This window comes from Modicisalibacter luteus DSM 23508 (assembly GCF_000378505.1).
In the GTDB taxonomy this organism is placed as follows: domain Bacteria; phylum Pseudomonadota; class Gammaproteobacteria; order Pseudomonadales; family Halomonadaceae; genus Modicisalibacter; species Modicisalibacter luteus.
Genome location: NZ_KB899995.1, coordinates 134613 through 151975 on the forward strand (window position 1 = coordinate 134613; position 17363 = coordinate 151975).

Annotated in this window: 16 protein-coding genes; 12 read left to right on the top strand and 4 right to left on the bottom strand. The window is 58.2% G+C overall.

Translation table 11 applies throughout. The annotated features are described in order from the left end of the window. Window positions 1-75: 75 nt before the first annotated feature. The 4 genes from F568_RS0111715 to F568_RS0111730 form a co-directional block, all read right to left on the bottom strand. The gene (locus tag F568_RS0111715) at window positions 76-1110 is read right to left on the bottom strand and encodes a trans-3-hydroxy-L-proline dehydratase (protein ID WP_019018919.1); all 1035 of its coding nucleotides are present in this window, start codon (window positions 1108-1110) and stop codon (window positions 76-78) included. Window positions 1111-1246: 136 nt separating this feature from the next. Continuing rightward, the gene (locus F568_RS0111720) at window positions 1247-2239 is read right to left on the bottom strand and encodes an Ldh family oxidoreductase (protein WP_019018920.1); all 993 of its coding nucleotides are present in this window, start codon (window positions 2237-2239) and stop codon (window positions 1247-1249) included. A gap of 35 nt (window positions 2240-2274) precedes the next feature. After that, window positions 2275-3327, bottom strand: a complete 1053-nt coding sequence (locus tag F568_RS0111725) for a proline racemase family protein (RefSeq protein ID WP_019018921.1) — start codon at window positions 3325-3327, stop codon at window positions 2275-2277. 74 nt (window positions 3328-3401) lie between these two features. Then, window positions 3402-5438: an oxidoreductase gene (locus F568_RS0111730; RefSeq protein WP_026300502.1), complete on the bottom strand. Its 2037-nt coding sequence runs from the start codon at window positions 5436-5438 to the stop codon at window positions 3402-3404. Between the two features lie 163 nt (window positions 5439-5601). Between F568_RS0111730 and F568_RS22810 the strand changes: the two genes are divergently transcribed. The 12 genes from F568_RS22810 to pedC all read left to right on the top strand — a co-directional run bounded on the left by F568_RS22810 (window position 5602) and on the right by pedC (window position 17358). Further along, window positions 5602-6270 carry a TetR/AcrR family transcriptional regulator gene (locus F568_RS22810; protein WP_019018923.1) on the top strand — a complete coding sequence of 223 codons (669 nt, stop codon included), beginning with the start codon at window positions 5602-5604 and terminating at the stop codon, window positions 6268-6270. Continuing rightward, the gene (locus tag F568_RS0111740) at window positions 6233-7027 is read left to right on the top strand and encodes a pyrroline-5-carboxylate reductase family protein (protein WP_019018924.1); all 795 of its coding nucleotides are present in this window, start codon (window positions 6233-6235) and stop codon (window positions 7025-7027) included. The genes F568_RS22810 and F568_RS0111740 overlap by 38 nt, the downstream gene beginning before the upstream one ends. 300 nt (window positions 7028-7327) lie before the next feature. Further along, complete coding sequence (gene putP / locus F568_RS0111745) at window positions 7328-8839, top strand: sodium/proline symporter PutP (RefSeq protein ID WP_019018925.1); 1512 nt, start codon at window positions 7328-7330, stop codon at window positions 8837-8839. Then, the gene (locus F568_RS0111750) at window positions 8836-9588 is read left to right on the top strand and encodes an electron transfer flavoprotein subunit beta/FixA family protein (RefSeq protein ID WP_019018926.1); all 753 of its coding nucleotides are present in this window, start codon (window positions 8836-8838) and stop codon (window positions 9586-9588) included. The genes putP and F568_RS0111750 overlap by 4 nt, the downstream gene beginning before the upstream one ends. Continuing rightward, window positions 9585-10517 (top strand): electron transfer flavoprotein subunit alpha/FixB family protein, encoded by a 933-nt coding sequence (locus F568_RS0111755; protein WP_019018927.1) that lies wholly within the window; start codon window positions 9585-9587, stop codon window positions 10515-10517. Before F568_RS0111750 ends, F568_RS0111755 begins: the two co-directional genes overlap by 4 nt. A gap of 683 nt (window positions 10518-11200) precedes the next feature. Continuing rightward, window positions 11201-12037: an ABC transporter substrate-binding protein gene (locus F568_RS22815; protein WP_229804242.1), complete on the top strand. Its 837-nt coding sequence runs from the start codon at window positions 11201-11203 to the stop codon at window positions 12035-12037. Then, window positions 12034-12780, top strand: a complete 747-nt coding sequence (locus F568_RS0111765; RefSeq protein WP_019018929.1) for an ABC transporter permease — start codon at window positions 12034-12036, stop codon at window positions 12778-12780. Before F568_RS22815 ends, F568_RS0111765 begins: the two co-directional genes overlap by 4 nt. Further along, window positions 12777-13559 carry an ABC transporter ATP-binding protein gene (locus F568_RS0111770; protein WP_019018930.1) on the top strand — a complete coding sequence of 261 codons (783 nt, stop codon included), beginning with the start codon at window positions 12777-12779 and terminating at the stop codon, window positions 13557-13559. Before F568_RS0111765 ends, F568_RS0111770 begins: the two co-directional genes overlap by 4 nt. Beyond that, window positions 13556-14311: a lanthanide ABC transporter ATP-binding protein PedB/LutE gene (gene pedB, locus F568_RS0111775; protein WP_019018931.1), complete on the top strand. Its 756-nt coding sequence runs from the start codon at window positions 13556-13558 to the stop codon at window positions 14309-14311. Before F568_RS0111770 ends, pedB begins: the two co-directional genes overlap by 4 nt. Before the next feature lie 34 nt (window positions 14312-14345). Continuing rightward, window positions 14346-15332, top strand: a complete 987-nt coding sequence (locus tag F568_RS0111780) for a PQQ-dependent catabolism-associated beta-propeller protein (RefSeq protein ID WP_019018932.1) — start codon at window positions 14346-14348, stop codon at window positions 15330-15332. A gap of 2 nt (window positions 15333-15334) precedes the next feature. Continuing rightward, a complete protein-coding gene (pedA1, locus tag F568_RS0111785) occupies window positions 15335-16540 on the top strand; it encodes a lanthanide ABC transporter ABC transporter substrate-binding protein PedA1 (RefSeq protein WP_211213440.1) in 1206 nt (401 codons plus the stop codon). A gap of 11 nt (window positions 16541-16551) precedes the next feature. After that, window positions 16552-17358 (top strand): lanthanide ABC transporter permease protein PedC, encoded by an 807-nt coding sequence (gene pedC, locus F568_RS0111790; protein ID WP_019018934.1) that lies wholly within the window; start codon window positions 16552-16554, stop codon window positions 17356-17358. Window positions 17359-17363 lie beyond the last annotated feature (5 nt).

Genomic DNA, 17363 nt, shown 5'->3' on the forward strand with positions numbered 1-17363 from the left:
AAAGCTGCCCACATGGGCAGCTTTTTTCTTGAGTAACAGCGTCGAAGCGATGAAGCCCCTCGAGGTGCGGTATGACTAGCTCTTGAATGATGGCCAGGTATCGGTCAGCCGATAGCCCTCCGGCCAAGGGTCCTCGGGGTCCAGCATGTGTTGATGAGTGCCCGTGATCCAGCCCCGCCCAGATATCTCAGGAATGATAGCCTTCTGACCACCGATCATAGTTTCGCTCTTGAGGCGACCCTGGAATTCGGAGCCGATAATCGAGCGTCCCTTGAAGTAATCCCCCACTGCCATCTCACCCCGGGCATGCAGTAGTGCCATACGGGCTGAAACCGCGGTCCCGGTGGGGGAGCGGTCAATCTTACCTGGCTGAATCGACACTGCTGAGCGTGCCGAGAGCTGGTTACCTTCCCGTTCAATGGGGCCTGCGAACAAGCAGAACGAGAAATGCGTCCAGTCCGGGTTATCGGGGTGGCGGAAAGTCAGCTGTTCGTTGGCTGCGTTGGTGATGCGTACGCCAAGCTCTGCAAGGTAGCGGGCTTCGTGTTCTTCCAGGCTGAACCCGAGCTCGTTCGCATCGACGACGACAAAGCTATCGCCACCATAAGCGGTATCGACTCGGACCTTGCCGATACCCGGCACATCCAGTGTCTGGTCGAGTTCGCAGACAAAGGCAGGCACATTCTCGACCGTTATCCGTTGTGCCTTGCCACCATGACACTCCGCCGTCACTTTCACCAGACCGCCTGGCGCCTCCAGGACCATCTCTGTTACCGGCTCTTGCATAGGAATGATGCCACTATCCAGCAATACCGTGGATACACAGATGGAATTTGACCCTGACATCGGTGGGGTATCCTCCGGCTCCATGATAATCCAGCCCATCTGTGCTTCAGGGTGCTTGGGTGGAACCAGAAGATTGACGTGGCGAAAGACGCCGCCACGCGGTTCGTTGAGAACGAAGTTACGCAGCGTCTGGTCGTTATCGATCCAACTGCGTTGTTCCCAGAGCGTGTTACCTGGCGGAGGCGCGACGCCTCCGACAATCACGTCGCCCACTTCGCCCTCGGCATGACAAGAAATGACGTGAATGGTCTTGGAACTTCTCATAGATCACCTATTAGGTAGTGCTCGCGAAACGCTAGCGAAACTTGATAGGAGGAAGGTATGCAGGGAGAAACGTCAGGCTCAGCCCCGTATCATGATCTGCTCCGTAAATGCCCGGTCAGTGCCGACTTTCTGCTCCTCACAAGAAGCGCCGGATCTTTTCAAGCACCACAGTGTCGACAGTGACGCGGTCCTCGTCCGTTATCTTGCTCCGCACCGGGCGGCGGCCAGGCACATAAGCCCCACGTTCGGCGACCCGGTCAAGTTGCTCGGTGAGACGGCTGGAAAAGCGCTCATCGATAGCGGTGGGCTGGATGGCAATAATCGTCATCCCTGCATCTATTACCCGGTCCCCATGTTGAAAATCGGGCATGTCGAGTGACCATGAGGCTCCGGATAACCCGGCAGCTAGACACTCGATCATCAATGCCACGTTCGCACCTTTCGCTCCCCCAAACGCCAGAAGTGCGCCACGCAGGCCGGCTGCTGCATCGGTCGTTACTCGGCCTGTCTCGTCGATTGCCCAGCCTTCAGGGATCTCGCTGCCTTCTTCTGCAGCCTTGGCAAGATTGACAAAGGCAGTTGCGCTCGACGCCTGATCGATGACCAGCGGCGCATCCACATCGGCTAAAGGCGCAGCGAAGGCCATCGGATTGGTACCGAAAGCGATCTTGCCCCCGGGTGAGCCTGCAACGACTGCCGGGCTATTGGACGCAGCAAGGGCGACTACCCCTTCCAAGGCAAGATGGCGAACGTAGTAGCCCAGCTCGCCAGTCGTATAGCTGTTGGATTGAGTAAAGAGGGTAACGCCGAGTTCTCGGGTTCTCTCGACGAGTGTCGATGCTGCCAGGTCGAAACCGAGCTGCGCTATTCCTCCATCAGCATTGGAGTGGAGAATGGCGGGCAAGGGCGAAGTGAGCTCAGGCTCGGCATCGCCATTGATCCGCCCGGCACGGAAGCTGGAAAGATAATCCAGCAGATGCGGAAAGCCGACACCGGGCCGCCCAAAAAGCGCTGCCGATACGGTTGCCTTGGCCAACGAGCGTGCCGTGGCAGGGTTGGCGCCTGCGGCGAGACAGGCATGTTCAGCCAGTTTCTCTGCCTCGTGAGCGGAAAGCGTCTGCTGATCCACGATAGTGACCTCTCAATGTTCGCTCTTGATTTGGCTCAAGCCCAAATATCCTGCACGCTGAACCCTTCGGTGAAGGGGTCATCATTATCCAGAACGTAGGTGTTAATCCCGTAGATCCAACTGGTACCCGAGATAGTCGGCACTACCGCTTTCCTGTCGCCAATGCTTGTTTCTTCGACAAGGCGGCCGGTGAAAACATTACCGAGGATTCCCTGGTGACGAAAATCCTGATTCATCGCGAGTTCGCCCTTGGCATGCAGAACCGCCATCTTGGCGCAGGTTCCCGTACCGCAGGGACAACGATCGATGGCGCCTGTCCAGGTGCTCGGATTGTCCCAATCGAATCCCCCGGAAGCGACGGTGACCGCATTCTTCCAGTCAGCGTCTGGGCTACTTGCCGGCCCGGAAAGCTGCGATATCGTGATCCCGACTCCCGGGTACTCGGGGTGCTCAACCGGTAATTGCTCGATAGCTGCCTGCCTGATCATGGCCGAAATTCGTGCTATCTCAGCCCCATGCTCAGGGATTAGCTCGATGCCGGGAAACTGTCGGACATCAGCAATGACATAAAACATGCCTCCCCAGCCGACATCCACCGTCACCTTGCCAAGATGGGGAACCTCTATTTCTGCGTCGAGATAGGCTGCGAAGGCAGGAACGTTCTTGAAGGTGACGCTTTTTACCTTGCCATTCTTGCATTCGGCTGTGATTCGAATAAGGCCGGCGGGTGCTTCAAGAACAAGCTCAGTGACTGGCTCGCGCATCGGTAACATGCCCATCTCAAGCAGCACGGTTGCCACCGAAATCGTGTTGCCCCCTGACATGACCGGATACTCGACCTGCTCCATGATGATGTACCCAGCATCCGCATCGGGATGGCAGGGGGGAACGATGACATTGCAACACAGTGGAGGGTAGCCACGCGGCTCACGCAGCATTAACTGACGCAATTGGTCGTCGTTTTCCCGCAACCAAACCATTTTTTCATAAACCGTACTTCCCGGAATATTGGGCACACCCCCCGTGATAACCCGCATGGGCTCGCCAGCATGGGTATCAATGGCATGAATTGTTCTTTTAAACGACATGGTTTATCTCTTTACTGTAGTGGCCATGCGGAAATTAAGTGTTTTTTATAATGGCTCGGCACGAGCAGTCAGTATCAAAGGTCCTTGACGAGCCGTAATGCATCGTAAATCGCCGCATGCGTGTTCCTATGCGAGATCGCGTCGCCCACTCTAAACAGTTGGAACTTTCCGTCCGGGTTGGTATCGACCGATTGCGGGTTGCCGGCGATCAGGTTGTCGTAATTGACAGCGCCCAGATTGCTCGACAATGGCTTGAGTTCTTCATATAAATCTTCCATCGGCAAGGTGCCGAAATTGACCACGACCTGGTCTACACGACGCTCTTTGTTGACCTGGGTGTAATCGCTGCTGACCGAGGCGAGGAGGTCGCTGCCCTCGCGCCGAATCTTGCTCAGGCGGAAGGTCGGCGTAAACGTCACGTCCAGCAACTGCAAGGTGCGCATGTACGGCACCAGGTTCATGGCCATGACTTCCGGCGCCAATGCGCGGTCGGCCGTCATGTACTCCACCTTGCCACCCGCCTTGGCAATGATTTCCGCTGCCTGCAGGGCCGTATGGTCGCCGGCATCATCGTACACCAGTACATTGCTGCCCGGCTTGGCATGGCCGGAAAGGATGTCCCACCCGGTGATGGCCAGTTCGTTACCCTCATCAAGTGCCTGCTCGTTAGGTAGACCACCGGTGGCCACGATCACCACGTCGGGAGACTCGGCCAGCACTTCGTCCTGTTCGGCAAACACGTTGAAATGAAAAGTCACGCCCATGGCCTGACAACGCTCGAAACGCCAGTCGATGATGCCCATCATTTCGCGCCGGCGTTCACTCTGTGCCGTCAGACGGATCTGGCCACCGGGGGCATCGGCCGCCTCGAATACGACCACCTCATGTCCACGCTCGGCGGCCACGCGAGCGGCCTCGAGCCCCCCGGGGCCGGTGCCGACGACCACAACCTTGCGCTTGGTCTGGGCCGGCGGAATGGTGTGCGGCATGGTGGTCTCGCGGCCAGTTGCTGCATTATGGATGCAGTAGGCCGCACCGCCCTGATAGATGCGGTCGAGGCAGTAGTTGGCGCCGACGCAGGGGCGGATTTCTTCCTCCCGGCCCTCGATGACTTTTCTCATCAAGTGGGGGTCTGCCATGTGGGCCCGCGTCATGCCGACCATGTCGATCTTGCCTGAGGCAATCGCATGACGCGCTGTGGCGACATCCTGGATCTTGGCACCGTGGAACGTGGGGAAATCGACTTCGCGCCTGATATCCCCGGCGAAATCGAGATGCGGGGCGCTGGGCATGCCTTGGATCGGTATGACATCGGTCAGGCCAGGGTCGGTATCGATATGGCCTTTCACGACGTTGAGGAAATCCACAAGACCACTGGCTTTCAGACGATGGGAGATTTCCATGCCGTCACGTGCATCGAAGCCACCGGGCAAGCACTCATCACCGGTGTAGCGCACACCTAACAGGAAGCGATCACCCACCCGCTCGCGAATCGCCTGAAGAACTTCGAAGGTAAATCGAAGCCGATTCTCCAGACTACCGCCGTACGGTGCATCGAGTTCATTGGTCAGTGGTGACCAGAACTGATCCATCAAATGGCCATAAGCCTGGATCTCGAGACCATCCAATCCAGCGGCATGCATGCGCTCGGCGGCATCCGCATAGTCCTTGATCAATCGCTCGATGTCCCAGAGTTCGGCCTTCTTCGGGTAAGCGCGGTGGGAGGCTTCGCGGTGATTTGAGGCCGAGACGGCCGGCAGCCAGTCGCCTTTGTCCCAGCGGGTCCGGCGGCCCAAGTGTGTCAGCTGGATCATGACCGCCGTGCCGTGTTCGTGGCAGGCGTCGGTCAGCTCGCGCATCCACGGCACCACTTCATCCTTGTAAGCGAGGATATTGTTGAAGACGGGCGGGCTATCTCTCGATACCGCAGCGGAGCCTGCCGTCATGGTCAGCGCCACGCCTGCCTTGGCACGTTCAACGTGGTAAGCCCGGTACAACTCCTTGGGCATGCCGTCTTCGGGGTAGGCGGGCTCATGCGAGGTCAGCATGACTCGGTTTTTTAGCGTCAGGTGCTTGAGTTGTAGGGGTTGTAGCAACGGATCGTTTTTCACGGTAAGAGACCTTTTTGTTTTGGTGTTGACACAAGCTAGCCTTCGCTGTACACCTTTGTCAATAAACATGACAGTGGTGTACAGAGGGGTGAAAAACTACCTGATACCATGGCTGCCATGTCAATCGAATAGAGGGAACTGCGTGAAGAACGATCGTCCCAACATGAATAAGGTTGCTTGGATAGACGCAGCGTATGACCTGCTGATCAACTCGGGGGTCAGTGCCGTCAAGATCGTGCCATTAGCCAAGACACTAGGAACATCACGCACCAGTTTTTACTGGTTGTTCAAGGATCGAGAGGAAGTGCTTGCCGCACTGCTGGAGCGCTGGGAGCAGCAGAATACGAAGGCCCTAGTATTGCAGACCGAAAAGTATGCCTCATCCATCGTTGAGGCCATGTTGAATGTCTTCGACTGCTGGTTTGATCCTTCCCTCTTCGACTCGGAATTCGAATATGCCGTTAGAAGCTGGAGCCTGCAGGATAGTGCCGTCGCCGAGCGGGTGCGCCAAGCCGATGAGCAACGTCTAAAAGCGCTGCAGGAAATGTTCATTCGTTATGGATACGAAGCCCTGGAAGCCGACACCCGGGCCAGAACCGTTTACTTGCTTCAGATCGGCTACATCTCGATGCATACCCAAGAGACCAAGGACACCCGTATCAGCCGCGTGGCCCAATACGTCAATATCTTTACCGGACAGCTCTGCACACCCGCAGATCTGGAGCGTTTTGCCGCACGGCACACGGCACGGTTCTCCTCCGAGGAACTGGCTGCTGCCCAACAGGAGATGACTCATGACGCAGACACCGACGCTCGGAATCATCGGTGGTAATGGCTGGCTTGGCAGTGCAGTAGGGCACTCAGTACTAACGAGTGGTCTGGTTGCCCCTGACCAGCTTGTCGTGACGGCTAGCCGTACGGGCCATCACTATCAAGAATGGCCCGAAGTTACTTGCGTCGATAGCGCCGAAACACTTCTGGAAATGGCCGATGTCGTCATCGTGTCGGTTCGGCCAGAGCAGTTTAAGGCGTTGACACTACCGCTTGAGAAGCGGCTGGTGATTTCGCTGATGGCCAAAGTGCCGATAGCTGCGTTGGCCCGGGCCACGGGTAGCGATCGTATCGTGCGCGCCATGCCTAATGCCGCTGCAGCCGTTGGGTATTCCTATACGCCGTGGTATGCCACGCCTGACGTGACCGAGGCCGAGCGAGCGTTCGTTCATCGTTTACTCTCTGCTTGCGGTCCCAGCGATGAGGTCGAAGACGAATCCCAGGTTGAGTACTTGACGGCCCTGACCGGGAGTGGCCCGGCCTTTCCAGCGTTACTGGCCGATGCGTTGATCAGCCACGCCATGGCGCAAGGTCTACCCGAGGCTATTGCTCGGCGCAGCGTGCTACACACGTTTTCAGGCGCCAGCCAGTTGATGCTTGATGAAGCCTCGTCGCCCAGTGAGTTGGTCAAGCGGTTTCTCGATTACGGCGGCACGACTACTGAAGGCCTGAACGCCATGCTTCAATGCGGCTTTCGACAGGCTGTTCATCGTGGGCTGGATGCTGCCCATGACGCCGCCAAGCCTACGCCCGACTAAGTGATCCAACACAACGTATTTCTTCAACAACTACATAAAAGGAAGAGAGCATGACGTCCAACAATACAACCGTATCCCAGTCTCCTGGCTGGGCCCACAAGCTCGCCACTCTACTCGGAAATCCAGCTTCAGCAACAGCCATCCCTCTCGGCTCGCGATCTAGGCGACGGCACTCGTAACCATTGCTCTGATCAACGACTGAGCCACCCGCACAGCGATTGATCAACCTAAACAGTAACAACAACAGCGGCGCTACAGCGTTGCTAGGCCGGCTTTTGCCTGAAATAAGGAGAACGTACGATGCTGGATAACAATAACGCAGTAGTTATCGCTACTTTTGCACTCTATTTCGTGGCGATGTTTGTTATCGGTGTTGTCGCCTGGAAAAGATCCTCTGACTTCTCCGATTACGTACTAGGTGGCCGTTCGCTAGGCCCTTTTGCCACTGCCATTTCGACCGGAGCGTCTGAAATGTCCGGCTGGCTAATGGTGGCCATGCCAGGCGCTGCCTATCTTTCGGGCATGTCTTCCTTCTGGATTGCCGCCGGGCTGCTAGCCGGTTCATTGCTTAACTGGCTGATCGTCGCCCAACGACTTCGCGTCTACAGCTTCGTGGCCAACAATTCACTGACGATTCCCGAGTTTCTCGCTGAGCGATTCCAACAGCACACCAAAGGGCTACGGCTGGTCGCCTCGCTATTTATAATTGTGTTCTATCTCTTCTATACCAGCTCGGGGTTAGTCGCTGGCGGCAAGCTGCTCAATACCGTCTTTGGTATGAACTACGAGCTCGCTGTAATACTTGGGACGCTCGCTATCATCTCTTACACCTTCTTCGGCGGTTATCTGGCCGTATCCTGGACCGATGTCCTGCAGGGCATCATGATGCTATTCGCCTTGGTCGCGGTGCCGATAGCTGCGGTTATGGAGATGGGGGGAATCGATGCATCACTGGCATCGGCGCAGGCCGCCTCCCCGCATGTCCTGCAATGGTTTACCGATGCTGCCAGTGGCGAGAGCCTGACCTGGATTGCCATCGCCAGCTCTCTGGCCTGGGGGCTGGGGTACTTCGGCCAACCCCATGCGCTGGCACGCTTTGCCGGCATCAATGACCATCGCAACATCCCCTTTGCCCGCCGCGTGGCAGTCTCTTGGACCGGCATAGGTCTGGTATGTGCCTTGATGATTGGCGTCCTGGGAAATGGTCTTTTCCCTGACGGGATCGCAGACCAAGAGCGCATCTTCATGTTCATGGTCGACATGCTGTTCAATCCGGTCGTCTCCAGTGTCCTGTTGACCGCCATTCTGGCCGCGGTCATGTCTACGGCGGATTCGCAGCTCTTGATCTGCTCCTCGACGATCGCCGACGACATATATAAAGCTGTCTTCCGCAAGCATGCCTCGCAGAAAGAACTGGTGCTCGTCGGTCGTCTGGCCGTACTCGGCGTTTCCTCGGTGGCGCTGCTCTTGGCCTTGGCACCTGGCTCGGACGTGCTGGCGCTGGTGTCCTATGCATGGGCCGGTTTCGGTGCCTGCTTCGGCCCGACCCTGATTCTCTCTCTGTACTGGAAGCGCATGAACCAGTGGGGAGCGCTGTCGGGCATCGTTGTCGGCGGCCTCACCGTCATCGTCTGGTCTCGGCTGTCGGGAGGCCTTTTTGACCTCTACGAAATTGTCCCTGGCTTCGTGTTCTCGTTGATGTCCATTGTGCTGGTGTCACTGACTACAGCGGCTCCCCTTGCCTCGGTCGCTCGTCAATTCGATGAAGTGCAGTTCGAACTTCAGGAAAAACAACAGGAGGTTACCGCATGAAAATTCTTGTCGGCGTCAAGCGCGTCATTGATTACAACGTTCAGGTACGGGTGCGCTCGGACAACTCCGATGTCGACCTGAGCAACACCAAGATGGCCATGAATCCCTTCTGTGAAATCGCTGTAGAAGAGGCGATCCGTTTGAAGGAGAAAGGCATCGCCACCGAAATCATCGCCATCAGCATCGGCCCCAAGGGGGCCCAGGAGCAGCTGCGGACCGCGCTGGCGCTCGGTGTCGACCGTGCCATCCATGTCCAGAGCGAGGAGCAGGTCGACTCGCTGGATGTCGCACGCGTCATGGCCAGTATCGTCGAAGAGGAGAAGCCCGGGTTGGTAATCCTGGGCAAGCAGGCCATCGATAGTGACAACAACCAGACCGGCCAGATGCTGGCTGCGCTGACCGGCATGGGGCAGGGCACTTTCGCCTCTGAACTGGAGGTGGGTGATGAGCAGGTGACGGTGATCCGCGAAGTCGATGGTGGCCATCAGACCCTGTCGCTGCGTCTGCCTGCCGTCATCACGACGGACCTGCGCCTGAACGAGCCCCGCCATGCCCGGCTACCCGACATCATGAAGGCCAAGAAGAAACCCATTGACGCCCGCGCACTTGAGGATATGGGAATCGAACGCACCCCCTATCTCACACTCGAGCGTGTCGAGACGCCCGCGCAGCGCCAGGGTGGGGTCAAGGTCGGCTCGGTCGGCGAGTTGGTGGACAAGTTGAAAAACGAAGCGAAGGTGATTTCATGAGCATCCTGATTGTAGCGGACCATCACGAAAACAAGCTGGCCGAAGCAACCGCCCATGTCGTCAACGCGGCCCAACAGATTGGGGCAGACATCGATATTCTCGTCGCCGGCGAGCAGGTCGAGGCCGTGGCCGAGGCAGCCGCTAGTCTGGATGGCGTGCGAACAGTGCTGAAGGCAGACCACGCCGTGTATGCCCATCAATTGGCCGAGCCGATGGCTGAGTTGATCAATACCTTGGTGGCGGACTACACCCACCTGCTGGCCGGCTCCTCCACCACGGGCAAGAACATTCTGCCACGCGTCGCGGCGCTCAGGGGGGTTCCCCAGGTCTCCGATATCATCGCTGTCGAGTCGGCCGAGACGTTCAAGCGGCCCATCTATGCTGGCGGTGCGGTTGCCACGGTCAGCAACAACGCTCCGCTCAAGGTCGTGACGGTTCGAGCCAGTGCCTTCGATGCCGTCGAAGCCAGCGGCAAGGCAGATATCAAGCCTCTCGAGACGGCCGTCGACAATGCGCTCTCTGCCTTCGTCAGCGAAGAGCGCGCCGCCAATCAGGGGCCGGAGTTGGGCAGTGCTCGCGTGGTCATTTCCGGTGGGCGCGGGCTTGGCAGTGGCGAGAACTTCAAACTGCTTGACGGCGTGGCAGAAACGCTGGGTGCGGCCATCGGCGCTTCTCGCGCCGCGGTAGATGCCGGTTATGTGTCCAACGACATGCAGGTTGGGCAGACCGGCAAGGTCGTGGCGCCCGAACTCTATATCGCTGTCGGTATCAGCGGTGCCATTCAGCACTTGGCGGGAATGAAGGATTCCCGTGTGATCGTGGCGATCAATAACGATGAGGACGCGCCAATCTTCAAGGTCGCTGACTATGGCCTGGTCGGGGATCTGTTCGAAGTGCTGCCCGAGTTTGAGCGCCAGCTTACGGCCTGAGCCGTCCCGATCGGAACTCACTTACCGTAAATCCACTGACCCTTCCCGCGGATGAGGCCAGGAAGTTGGCGCAACAGGCCAGCCTCTCCGCGGGTGCCAATCAAGCCGCTGCCTGCACCTTGGCTTCCGTAACCAAGGGGGCCAGCAATAATAGTTTCTGTCCCACAGGGCTTGGCATAATGCTTTGAAGCTTATTTGACTGCGTTGATCATCGGCAGTCTGTTTTAAGCCCTCTCTGGTCACCTAGCGATACCCAGGCTAACGCCGTCAAATATCCAGAACCGAAGGCTCCCTTTTGAGCGATCGCGATTGTTCTTTGACAATTAATTGTTCGACGTGCCTTGAGGAAGCAGGCCGAGACTAAAGTCGTCTTTTCCTGATTTCGTTTACTCAGTATCAGTACAGGTACAAGAACTAATATTGGCCCAGAATAGAAGGGCGATTTCATGAATGATGGCAACGTTTACGCAATATATCGCCCTACGATGGCTCATCATTCCAGATGTGCTTGGCAGTGCCGCCATTTTCTTCTTCTATTGATATTTCTACTGCTCGTTGGCAGCTCGCTAACAGCACAAGCTCAATTTCAGAGCAGTACTCAGAGTGAGTCTGAAACCCTGCGTGTCGGTGTGCTCAAGTTTGGCACGGTCAATTGGGAGCTGCAGGTCGTGCAGGAGCACGCCTTGGCAGAGAAGCGTGGTATCCAGATCGAGGTGCTGCCTCTGGCTTCCGAGAATGCGCTGGCCGTTGCCCTGCAGGGGGGCCGTGTCGATCTGATTGTCTCCGACTGGTTATGGGCAGCCCGCCAGCGTCAGGCAGGACGCAACTATCAATTCGCGCCCTATTCCCTATCGGTAGGCGCCGTCATGATGGCACCGCAAGCCGGTATTGCCAGCCTGGAGGATTTGAAGGGCCATAAGCTTGGCATCGCCGGTGGACCGGTCGACAAGACTTGGCTCTTGTTGCGCGCCTATGCTCAGCAGACCAAGGATATCGAACTCACCGCTTTCGTGGAGCCGACCTATGCGGCACCACCCATGATCAATAAGCTCATGATCGATGGCGACCTACCGGCAGTCATCAACTTCTGGCATTACAACGCCCGGCTCTCCGCGTCGGGCATGCGACCGCTGCTTACTGTCGAGCAGATGTTGCGAGACCTGGGTATCGAGACGACGCCCCCACTGCTGGGTTGGGTGTTTGCCGAGCAGTGGGCCGATGAGAATCGTGAAGCGCTACGGAGCTTTATCCAGGCTACCTACGAAGCCAAGCAGATCCTGGCAGAGTCCAGTCAGGCCTGGGAACGCTTGCGACCACTCGTAAAGCCTGAAAACGAAGCCGTGTTTGCTGCCATCAAGGAAGGCTACCGCAGCGGGATTCCCCAGCGTTATGGCGCGGCTGAAATCGAGGCTGCCCAACGGCTCTTCGCCATATTGGCGCAAGAGGGTGGCGAGGACCTTGTCGGGAGGATGCAGCAACTGGATACAGAGGTTTTCTGGGATGGATTCCGCTTGCCATGATCTCGAGGCAGGCATTGCTGCGGGTAGGCTCCCTGATGGGGCTGGTCGTGCTGTGGGCGCTGGTGGCGTGGGTCGCCGATTCTTCGGTGCTGCCTTCGCCATGGCAGGTACTGATGAGTTTGGGCCGGCATACTCTGTCCGGGGAGTTGCCCTTCCATCTTGCCATCACCCTGTGGCGGGTGCTGGTGAGCTTCCTGCTGGCGATGTGCATCGGTACGCTGATCGGCATCGTCATGGGGCGTTACAAGACCCTGGATATCGCCATGGATGGCCCCCTCGTACTGGGGCTGAATATACCTGCCCTGGTGATGATCATTCTCTGCTATATCTGGCTCGGTCTGACGGATGTCGCCGCGATAGTGGCGGTGGCGCTGAATAAGATTCCTACCGTGATTGTCATGGTGCGTGAAGGAGCGCGTGCCGTGGACTTGCGGCTGCTGGAAGTGGCTCAGGCGTATCGCCTGCCCCGCCTGCGCATGCTGAGACAGGTCTACCTGCCCCAGCTCTATCCCTACCTGATGGCGGCTGCACGAAGTGGGCTGGCACTGATCTGGAAGATCGTACTGGTCGTGGAACTGCTGGGCCGCAGCAACGGAGTGGGCTTCCAACTGCATATCTATTTTCAATTCTTCGATATCACCAGCATCCTGGCTTATACCCTGGCCTTTGCCGGGGTGGTACTGCTGATCGAGGCGCTGATCATGCGTCCGCTGGAACATCGCCTGACGAGGTGGCGCGGATGAGCGGCCTGAACGTACGAATCGACGAGAAACGCTTCGATGACGTGAGCGTAGTACGCGACCTGGCGTTCAGTGCCCAGAATGGGGAGTTCCTCGCTCTGGTCGGGCCATCGGGAGCGGGAAAGAGTACGCTATTGAACATGATCAGCGGCCTCGACACCGATTTCGTTGGCTCGGTGTGCTGGGATGATCAGCCCTTGTACGCGGCGGGCCAGTCGCCGGCGCATCTGGGCATGATGTTTCAAGAGCCACGCCTGATGCCTTGGCTGAGCACCCTGGATAACGTAAGCCTGGTGCTCTCCGATCCTCATGCGGAACGCCAGCGGGCGATAGCGCTACTGCAGGAGGTGGGGCTGGGTGACGTGCTCGAGGCCTGGCCTTCCCAGCTATCGGGTGGCATGCAGCGGCGGGTGTCGCTGGCGCGCGCATTCGTGGTTGCACCCCGCTTGCTGCTGATGGATGAACCCTTCGTGTCGCTGGATATGCCAACCGGCAACCGGCTGCGCGATTTGCTGCTTGCCCTTTGGCAGCGCGATCGGCCCCTGGTGCTGTTCGTTACCCATGACTTGCGTGAAGCCTTGGCGCTGGCGGACCGCGTACTGTTTCTGTCTCCTTCGCCGAGTCGGGTCATGCTGGACTATACGGTCCCGCTTGAACGGCCACGGCGTCTGGAAGGGACCGATATAGCTCGATTACAGGAAGAACTCTTTCGCCAGCATCCGGACCTGTTGTCCGGTGTCCTCGCCACTCAGGAAGCCGTAGCCGGAGGCGTAAAGGAATGAGCCAGGCAGTGTTGCATGTCGACTCGGTCAGTAAGTCCTATGGTGCGCTGAAAGCCCTGAACGAGGTTTCGTTGAGTGTGGCTAGAGGTGAGTTCGTGGCTTTGCTGGGCCCCAATGGGGCGGGCAAGAGTACCTTGTTCCAGTTGTTGACCGGTTTGTTCGTGCCGGATACGGGACGCATAGAGATCGATACTCATGATCTTCGCCGCCAGGGAAGCCAGGCCTTGGCGGCATTGGGTGTTGTCTTTCAACAGTCGACCCTGGACCTGGACCTGACCGTACGTGCCAACCTGCGTTTTCATGCTCGGCTGCATGGCATGGGGAGGGCCGCCCGTGAGCGTATCGACGCCGAGCTTGAGCGCATTGGCCTGGTCGAACAAGCCAACAGTCCGGTACGGGCATTGTCCGGGGGCAACCGGCGCAAGGTCGAAGTGGCGCGAGCCCTTCTGCATCAGCCGGCCCTATTGTTGATGGATGAGCCTACTGTCGGGCTGGACCCCGCGTCACGCCGGGCATTGCTGGAATATGTCCATGAGCTACGTGCCGGTCGCGGCCTTGGCGTGCTCTGGGCGACGCATCTGGTCGATGAAGTCGAGGACGCGGACCGAGTCATCGTGCTCCATAAGGGTCGCCGTCTTGCTGCGGCAACGCCTGACGCTTTATGTGGGCAGGCTGGCACGGCCAACCTGGCGGGTGCCTTCCTGACACTTACCGGCGAGACTCCCCGAACACAGGAAGGGGTCGTTTCATGACTTCTGGGGCAACGATAACAACGAGGAAATGCTGATGAACAAAGCCGCAAAGCTGTTGGCCTGCATGCTGCTGGCGGGCGCTGCACAGACCGCATCCGCAGCGGGTACCGGTTATCTCTTCGTATCCAGCGAGGAGGATGACGTCGTTACGGTCCTGGATGCCCAGAGCCTCCAGAAGGTCGAGGAAATTGCCGTCTCCGAGCGTCCACGGTGGCTGGCTTTTTCGCCGGATCACACGCGACTGTATGTTGCCTGCGGTGATGGCAATTCCATCGATATCATCGATGTCGGCAAGATGGAGGTGGTCGACCGGATCGAGGATGTAGACGATCCCGAGATCTTTGACCTGGGGCCGAACGGGGACCGCCTGTATATCTCCAACGAGGACGATGCCCAGTTCACGATCTATGACATTGCCTCGAAAGAACTGCTGGAGCGCGTCGAGGTCGGTGAAGAGCCTGAAGGGGTGCTGGTCACGCCGGATGGCAAGACGGCCTATGTGACTTCTGAAGTCGCCAACATGGTCCACCGGATCGACCTGGAATCCAACGAACTGACTGATAACATCGTCGTGGGCAACCGGCCGCGTCGATTCGCACTATCCCCGGATGGGCAAGAGCTATGGGTGTCCAATGAGTTGTCCGGTTCGGTCAGCATTATCGATACCGACAGCAACCAGGTCGTGGAAGACATCAGTTTCCAGCCGGAAGGCTTCCGCCCGGAGGATGTAACACCGGTGGGGATTCTTCTCACCCCGGATGGCAAGTCCGCCTATGTCACGCTGGGGCGCGCCAATCATGTCGCGGTAGTCGATGCCCAATCGCGTGAGATCCTCGATTACGTACTGGTAGGCAGCCGGGCCTGGGGGCTGGCGCTATCCGAGGATGGCCGCCGCCTCTATGTGACTAATGGTCTGTCGGACGACCTTTCGGTCGTCGACACCACTGAGAGAGAGCAACTGCGCTCGGTTCCCGTCGGTCGTGTGCCGCATAGCGTCGTGATCGATACGACAGGAGGCTGATGATGCGTCGTGCATGCAGGAGAGCCGCCGGCCTGGTAATGGGCTGGCTACTGGCAACGGCGGCGACACTCGCCGCCGCGCAATCGGAGCTCCAGCCCTTTACCTTCGGTTATGTGGGACTGGCTGATGATCCGCGCTACTCCGAGGCACGCCTGGAGAACCGCTTCCAGGGCGAGCCTTGGGGGCGACCGATAGCCGGAGCCAAGGTGGCAATCAAGGAATCTCGGTTTCCCGGCATGGCCGCGGGTGTCGAGTTCGGCCTGAACGAGCAGCTGGTTGCTGACAGTCAGGCTGCCATCGAGGCGGTGCGGCAACTGCAGGGAAATGGGCATCGCTTCGTGCTGCTGGACTTGCCTGGCCCGACGACGGCTGAGGTTGCTGACGCCTTTGCTGGCGAGGAGATGGTGTTATTCAATGTCAGCGCTTCCGACGATAGGCTGCGTGGCCAGGCGTGCCAGGCCAACCTGATGCATACCCTGCCTAGCCATGCCATGCAAAACGATGCTCTGGCGCAATTTCTGCTGTCCCGGCAGTGGAGCGAAGTGCTGGTGCTGGTAGGGCAGGAGGAGGCCGATCGTAAATTGGCCGATTCCTTCGCCCGGTCGGCCAAGCGTTTCGGGCTTGATATCGTCGACGAGCGGGAATTTCTGCTGGGAAACAATCCGCGCCAGCGCGAACAGAACAATCCTCGGTTGCTCACTTCGGGTATCGATTACGATGTCGTATACGTTGCCGACACCCAAGGGGAGTTTGCTCGCGAGCTGAGCTATCAGACGCAACTTCCACGGCCGGTCGTGGGTAGCGGGGGGCTGGTGCCGCAAGCCTGGCATTGGGCCTGGCAGCGACACGGCGCTCGTCAGCTCAACAATCGCCTGGAAGAACTCGCCGGGCGTCACATGACGGGGCATGACTGGGCGGCCTGGATCGCGATCAAAGCCGTGGTCGAAGCCGTGCAGCGACAGAAGACGTCCCAGTTCGCTCCTCTGCGTGATTACTTGGTCAGCGATGACATCGTGCTGGATGGCTTCAAGGGCTATCGCATGGGCTTTCGCGACTGGAACGGCCAGCTTCGTCAGCCGATTCTGCTGGGATCCGGGAACTGGGTCGTGGCTCGAGCGCCGTTCGAAGGGTTTCTCCATCAAACCAATGCCCTGGATACGCTGGGTTTCGATCCACGCGAGAGCAAATGCAAACTCGCCGATAACTGAAGGCCACTGCAATGAGTTCTGCCAGCCATGCATTTCAGGCGTTGGTCGCCGTCGCCTCCCGGGAAACCGTCAAGTTCTTCCATCAGCGGGGGAGATTGCTTTCCGCCGTGGTGCGTCCAAGCCTGTGGCTGATCATCTTTGCGGCGGGCTTCAAGAATGTGTTCGGCGTTGCTGTATTGCCGCCCTACGAGAGCTACATCGAATACCAGGTGTATGTCGTGCCGGGGCTGCTCGGTATGGTCCTGCTCTTCAATGGCATGCAATCGTCCCTGGCCATGGTCTATGACCGCGAGATGGGGATCATGCGGCTGCTGTTGACCGCACCGCTACCTCGCAGCTACCTGCTGTTCTGCAAGCTTCTGGCGGGAACGTTCCTGTCATTGCTGCAGGCCTATGCCTTTCTGATCGTCTGTGCCCTGTTCGATGTCAACCTGCCCTGGTGGCCAGGGCTTGTCTATGCGTTACCGGCGATGTTCCTTACCGGCTTGATGCTGGGCGCACTAGGACTGTTGCTATCAGTATCCATCAAGCAACTTGAGAACTTTGCCGGGATGATGAACTTCGTGATTTTCCCGATGTTCTTTCTGTCCCCAGCGCTGTATCCGCTATGGAAGCTCAAGGAATCGGGGGCCGAAGTCATCTACCATCTCTCGCTTTACAATCCCTTCACGCACGGTGTCGAGCTGATCCGCTTTGCCATGTACGGCCAGTTCAACATATTGTCGTGTGCGGTGGTCCTGGGCACACTGGTGGTGCTCTTCCTGCTGGCTGCCTGGGGGTATGATCCGCAGCGGGGGCTAGTGCGTAGAAGAGGGTAGCGCGC